This is a genomic window from Pseudoalteromonas sp. Isolate3 (assembly GCF_022398505.1).
GTDB lineage: Bacteria > Pseudomonadota > Gammaproteobacteria > Enterobacterales > Alteromonadaceae > Pseudoalteromonas > Pseudoalteromonas apostichopi.
In genome coordinates this window covers 21,102-27,988 of the sequence record NZ_JAKEVN010000048.1, presented here as the reverse complement: position 1 = coordinate 27,988, position 6,887 = coordinate 21,102, and the positions used below count along the sequence as shown (strand labels likewise).

Genomic DNA, 6,887 nt, shown 5'->3' with positions numbered 1-6,887 from the left:
ATCTAGCGCAGTGCAACCTTGATTATAAATAAAAATTTTATTACGCCCGTTGTTTTTAGCGTGATAAAGAGCTGTATCTGCATGTGATAATAAACGGTCATAATCAGTAACTTCTGCATTATCTGCAACGCCAAAACTAACCGTCACTGAGAGCTCTTGTGCTAATTCTGAAAAATCGTAATCGGCTATTTCTAAACGGATAATTTCACACATTTTTGCAGCTTCTTCAGCATTTTTATAAGGGAACAGCAGAGTAAACTCTTCACCGCCCCAACGAGCGGCATAACCTTCATCAGGGAAGTTCAGGCGCAGCAAACGAGCAATTTCACAAATCACTTTATCGCCAATTAAGTGCGAGAAGTTGTCATTAATAAGTTTGAAGTGATCAATATCCATAATGGCAATACTAAGCGTTTTATTATCACGCTGAAATTGATTAAAGTTTTCAGATAACCAGCTATCGAAAGCTCGTCTGTTCGGTAATTGCGTTAACTGATCATGGTTCGCTAAATGAGCAAAAGCATCCGCTTGGGTTTGTAAATCATGCATTTGCTGTTCAACTTTTTCGGTTAACTCAATTTCAATACGCTTATAATGATATAAGCGGTATTTATAAATGACATAAGCAGTAAAAAGTACGGCAATTAAGATAAATAACTTAAAGCTAGTTTTTTGCCAAAAATAAGGGGCGATTTTAAAACGCAGTACTTGCTCATTATTTTGCCAATCACTATTAGGATACCCTGCACGCACTTTAAAGGTATATTCACCCGGCGGTAAATTGGTGTACTCCGTAATGGCCAGACGCCCCCTGTCTACCCATTGTTGATTGTAACCACTTAATTGAGTTTGGTAGTTTAAACGCCCAGGCATGATAAAACTAAGCCCTGCATAGTTAAACGAAACACGAGAAACACCAGCAGGTAAACTCAAAACTTCATTACCAACAGGTAAAGTCATTGGTTTGCCATCGACTTCAAAGCTTTCAATAACCGTCGATAATCGTCGTTTACTAGCTTCTTTTAAGCGTTCTGGTGTTACGATAGCGACACCTTTAGCAGTAGCAACCCATATTTGTCCATCGGAATGAAGAACAGCTGCAGGGTTTGAACCGCCATTTGCTTGCGCACTCAACATGCCATCGCCTTCATCATAAAGCTGCATCGAAATGCTCATTGGTTGAACTTTTTCAGGGTTATCTAGTATTGCAACTAACTGAGCTTTGTTGACTTGAATAACACCACGGTTACTGGTCAGCCATAATGAGTCACCTTGCTCAATTACTTGGAACAGCTTATCAACTGGTAAACCATGATCTCGACCAAACAAGCTCATTTTATCTGTGCTGAGATTGTAGCGAACTAGGCCTCTATCAGTAGCAAGCCACATAGTATCGTCATCTAAATAAAAGCCAAATGCATACTCAGTACTGAACTGCTTTGGAAACTCTAGAGTTTTAAACTGCTTTGTTGCTGGGTCATAAATTGAAACACCGACCCCCGTACCAACCCATAACCTGCCAAGGTCATCTTCGACAAGGGCCATAATGAAATCACCAATTAAACCATCTTCTGTGGTGAATAATTCAGTTTGCCCGGCAGGATCTATTTTGGTTAAACCACCCGCGGTGCCAATCCATAAGTTATCCATTTTATCGAACAACACAGCGCGAACTTCATTACTAATCAAGCCATTACTGCGATTTCTTACTGGGTAAATTTGTTTGTTTACCACTTTCATTAAACCTGCAGTATAAGTGCCTAACCACACTGTGCCTTGTTTATCTTCGGTTAAACTTAAAACTGATAGCGGGTCTTTTTCATAGGCTTGGCTAAGAGTTGTGAGCTTGCCATTTTCAATACGGTTTAAACCATTACTACTGCCCACCCACAAACTACCATCAGAATGCGATAACACGGTACGCACATAGTCAGATGCAAGCCCACGACTTTGACTCCAATTTGTAAATGGCGCTTCGCGCAGGCGAAATAAACCAGCATTAGTGCCAACCCAGATACTTTTTTCGCGATCTTGCAGTAAAGATAAAATACGGTTGTTGGGTAAACCATCATCGGCGGCCAAGTTTTCAAGTCCTACACTGCTGAGTCTGAACACCCCTTTATTGATGGTGCCAAACCACAAATCGCCTTCACTATCTTCAAGTAAGCTAGAAATAGATTCTTTATTCAGTACAGGGTCAACAGAAATGAATTTGTCTTGCTGCTTTTTCCATACTCCCTTTTCGGTCCCAACAATTAAGGTACCTGAACTAGTGAGTAACAAAGTAAAGACAGAGGCGTCAGGTAGGCCTGATTCTTGACCTACTCTACGAACTTGATTATTAATAATTTGATAGAGTCCATCACTGGTAGCAGCCCAGATCACCCCAGTTTTGTCCTGTAAAAGACGATATGCGCTCAGCTTATCAAGTAACTTTTGCTCAGTGGCATTTTCAGAAGCACGGTAAGTAATGCCTTGTCCTTCTAGTGCTAACCAAAGCTCACCTTGTTCAGTGACAAGCGCATGATTTACCATCGCAGAAGAACTGGGTAATGCGCGCCACCCACCTTGTGAGCGAAGAGCAATACCACCTCGCGCACCAACGATATATAAATCTCCATTATCCATGGGAATAAGGCTACGTAAGCCTGAATCTGGTAAACCAGGAATTTCTGTGCGAGTGAAAAGTTTAAACTCACGGCCATTAAAGCGAGAAAGGCCTTCCCAAGTCGCTATCCAAATGTAGCCATCTTTAGTTTGCGTAACGCTATTAATACTATTATGAGGAAGTCCGGCGCGAGTACTCCAAGTCTCTGTAAAGTAGTCACTCAGAGAGAGGCGTGCAGAGTCTGCAAAAGCGCTGAAACATAAGAAAAGTAAAATACAACTAACTACCCGCACCATAAAACTAAAACCCTGATATTTATTATCGTTCTATTCAGTGATGTAGCTCTGTGAAGCCAAAGTCATCGCTAACTTCAGATAATACTACATTAGTTGCAATTCTTACTCACTTTAATGACATTTAGCAACAATCAATTACAAAAATTCGTAATTTTATCTTGCAGTATTTTCACAAATCGCGCCACATGTAAGCCATCCATCAAAGCATGATGCACATCAATTGAGAGTGGCATCTTGCCAGTTTTCGAGTCATATTGACCAAACACAAACTTAGGTATACCAAGGCCGTGCCCCTCACTCACGGCATGCGAGAAGCCTGTGAAGTTTAACCATGGAAGCACTGAGATATGAATAAGATCAGGCTGCCCTTCTGTTGCAGCAAATGCATCAGAAAAAAATGGCTTTGCTTTACTTGTTTTGCTCGCTGCAATGGCATGTTTTGAGAAATCGTCCATCGACGCTTGTTTTTCAAAATAACTAAAGCGGAATGTTTCATCTTCAGCAAGCTCTACAACACTGCCTCTTACCGATGACAGTTGTACTGGCAAACAATCAATAATACGTTGACGCATCGGCGCATAATCATGGCATGCTTCAAGTGTTAGGTAGACATAGCAGTGAAAAAACGAATAAGACTCTGTTTTACATTTAGTGTAGAGAGCTGCCATATCGAGCGAAACACACACATTAAAATAAGGCAGAGAAAATTCTTTGAAAAAAGCAAAATGCTGTTTACGAGGCCAAGTCGCTAGATCAATAGGCGTGATTTCACAAGATGGAGCTTTCATTAGGTGTCCTCGAAATTTAAAAGCTGAGTGTACCTAGCAAGCTTAACTTCGTCACCTTGATGCGATAAATAACAGATACAAAAAAGGTGCGACCTGCGCACCTTTTTTTGACTGTAAATTTAGTGAATTTACTAAATTATAAGCCGTTTTCGATGATTTCTAATGCTAGCTCATCTGCAATTAAATGCGTCGACTTTTGCTCTTTTTCCGAACGAGCAAAGATTTCAGTTAGGGTATCAAAGATGCCTTCAACGTGTTTCGTTGATGCTTCTGCACTATAACCTTCTGGCGCTGTTTCGTAGTAAACGTTGATGATACCACCTGCGTTAATTACGTAATCTGGAGCGTATAAGATACCTTTTTCACGAATAATTTCACCGTGACGAGACTCTGCTAATTGGTTATTCGCACAACCTGCAATAATCGTTGCTTTTAAACGAGGGATAGTCGTGTCGTTTACCGTTGCGCCTAGTGCACACGGTGCATAAACATCGACATCTAAGTCGTAGATTTCATCAATACCAACAGCCGTAGCGTTAAAGTCATTAACAACACGCTCAACAGCTTGCTCATTGATATCTGTTACAAATAACGTTGCGCCCGCTTCGTGTAAATGCTTACATAGGCCATACGCCACCGCACCTAAACCTTGAACTGCTACTTTAACACCTGCTAGGTCTTGGTGGCCACGTTGATGTTGTAATGCAGCTTTAATACCTAAGAATGTACCATAAGCAGTAAAAGGTGATGGGTTACCACTTTTACCTTCAAGACCTAATACATAGTTAGTTTCTTTATTCATAATAGCAACATCGTCACAGGTGATGTTCACGTCTTCAGCTGAATAGTAGCTACCGCTTAATCGCTCTAATTGACGACCAAATGCACGGAAAAGTTGCTCTGATTTTATTTCTTTTGCATTACCAATAATCACTGACTTACCGCCACCAAATGGTAAGCGTGCCACAGCATTTTTATACGTCATACCTTTTGATAAACGTAGTGCGTCAGTTACAGCATCTTCATCTGTTGAGTAGTCCCACATTCTGCAACCACCAACTGCTGGACCTAACTTGGTATTATGAACCGCGATAATAGCTTTTAGGCCTGATTCTTTATCTGAACAAAACACCACTTGCTCGTGGTTATCAAAGTCGACTTTATTAAATACAGCCACAGTTAAATACTCCGAAATTTTCTTACCCTAAGGGGTGTGAGCGCTGAAAGTGCCGAGACTTTATCACTTCGTTTGCTCCCTTGCCACTATATGAGATGATAAAACTAAGCAAAGTTCCCCTGCCGAAATAACGACTCAAAAAATAACACTTTAAAGAAAAAACACACCATAAAAAGCACACTTTAAGCATTGTTAATTCAAAACAAAATATTAACATTGCATACTTAATTACGTGAACGTAAAGGTAAAGTATAGCGTAAAGAAAATATTACAAAGAAATTGTATCGATAAAGCCAAGAAATATATGCTTTTTAAGGGGATGGTGAAGAAATAACTAAGACTGGTCAGAGCTGAAAAAAACGGCGCTGTTGCGCCGTTTATTTAAAGAGTTACAAGATGGTTATTTTAATTTGCCATCAAGTTCTTCGATCTTTGCTTTCCAAATAGCTGGGCCTTGCGTATGCGCATTCGCACCTTCACTATCAACAGCAACGGTTACTGGCATATCTTCTACTTCAAACTCGTAGATTGCTTCCATACCTAAATCTTCGAACGCAACAACACGTGCTTTCTTGATTGCTTTAGAAACAAGGTAAGCTGCACCACCTACCGCCATTAAGTAGATAGACTTATTGTTTTTGATTGATTCTACTGTAGCAGGACCACGCTCAGCTTTACCAATCATACCGATGATGCCTGTGTTTTCTAACATCATATCGGTGAATTTATCCATACGAGTCGCAGTTGTAGGGCCTGCTGGGCCTACTGCTTCATCACCCACAGCATCTACAGGGCCAACGTAGTAGATAAACTTGTTATCAAAATCAACGCCTTCTGGTAAACCTTCACCTGATTGGATCATGTCTTGTAGACGCTTATGAGCTGCATCACGACCCGTTAAGATAGTACCAGACAGAAGTACAGTTTCACCCATCTTCCATTCTTGCGTATCTTCTTTAGTCAGTGTGTTTAAATCAACGCGACGTGTACCTTCGCCAACTTCAAACGTAACTTCTGGCCAATCTTCTAGTTTCGGTGCTTTAAGATCAGCAGGGCCTGAACCATCTAACGTAAAGTGAACGTGACGAGTTGCTGCACAGTTAGGGATCATAACCACTGGTTTTGATGCTGCGTGAGTCGGTGCCGTTTTGATTTTCACATCAACTACGGTTGTTAAACCGCCAAGACCTTGTGCACCAATACCTAATTTATTTGCACGTTCGAAGATATCGATACGCATTTTTTCTTCAGTTGTTTCTGCGCCGCGCTCAATCAGCTCGTGAATATCAACTGGGTCCATTAGAGATTCTTTAGCAAGTACCGCAGCTTTTTCTGCAGTACCACCAATACCTATACCTAACATGCCAGGTGGACACCAGCCCGCACCCATCGTTGGTAATGTTTTTTCAACCCATGCAGCCACATCATCAGATGGGTTAAGCATAACCATTTTCGTTTTATTTTCTGAGCCACCGCCCTTCGCTGCCACCATTACTTCTACTTCAGCGCCTGGCACTAAGTCGATATGAACAACTGATGGTGTATTATCTTTGGTGTTTTTACGCGTACCAGCAGGGTCTGCAACAATTGATGCACGTAACGGGTTATCTGGGTTTAAGTATGCGCGACGGGTACCTTCATCAACCATTTGCTGTACGGTCATGTCTGTTTTATCCCACTTAACATCCATACCTACTTTTACGAAACAAGTAATAATACCTGTATCTTGACATAGCGGACGCTTACCTTCAGCTGACATACGAGAGTTAATTAATATTTGCGCAATGGCATCTTTTGCCGCTTTGCTTTGCTCTTTATTGTAAGCTTTTTCTAAGGCTTGTACGAAATCGAGAGGGTGATAAAAAGAAATGTATTGCAATGCATCTTCAATGCTATCAATGAAGTCTTGCTGACGAATTGTACTCATTACGGGTTCCTTAAGTTTTTATCGCGTAGCGCTGTACGTGATCCTGAGTAAACCGGTGACGAAGATTTACTCTACGGGTTAGTCATGGCAT

The 6,887-nt window shown here is 41.1% G+C and carries 4 protein-coding genes; all 4 read right to left on the bottom strand.

What is annotated here, in order from left to right; genetic code table 11:
• Positions 1 to 2,904: ligand-binding sensor domain-containing diguanylate cyclase (locus L1D46_RS11180; protein ID WP_239977566.1), on the bottom strand; the 2,904-nt coding region annotated here is incomplete at its 3' end.
• Positions 2,905 to 3,035: 131 nt separating this feature from the next.
• Positions 3,036 to 3,671 (bottom strand): CatA-like O-acetyltransferase, encoded by a 636-nt coding sequence (locus L1D46_RS11175; RefSeq protein ID WP_239977567.1) that lies wholly within the window; start codon positions 3,669 to 3,671, stop codon positions 3,036 to 3,038.
• A 157-nt stretch (positions 3,672 to 3,828) separates the two neighbouring features.
• A complete protein-coding gene (locus tag L1D46_RS11170; RefSeq protein ID WP_130051207.1) occupies positions 3,829 to 4,869 on the bottom strand; it encodes a Glu/Leu/Phe/Val dehydrogenase in 1,041 nt (346 codons plus the stop codon).
• Positions 4,870 to 5,269: 400 nt separating this feature from the next.
• Positions 5,270 to 6,796 (bottom strand): fumarate hydratase, encoded by a 1,527-nt coding sequence (locus L1D46_RS11165; RefSeq protein ID WP_062570698.1) that lies wholly within the window; start codon positions 6,794 to 6,796, stop codon positions 5,270 to 5,272.
• Positions 6,797 to 6,887 lie beyond the last annotated feature (91 nt).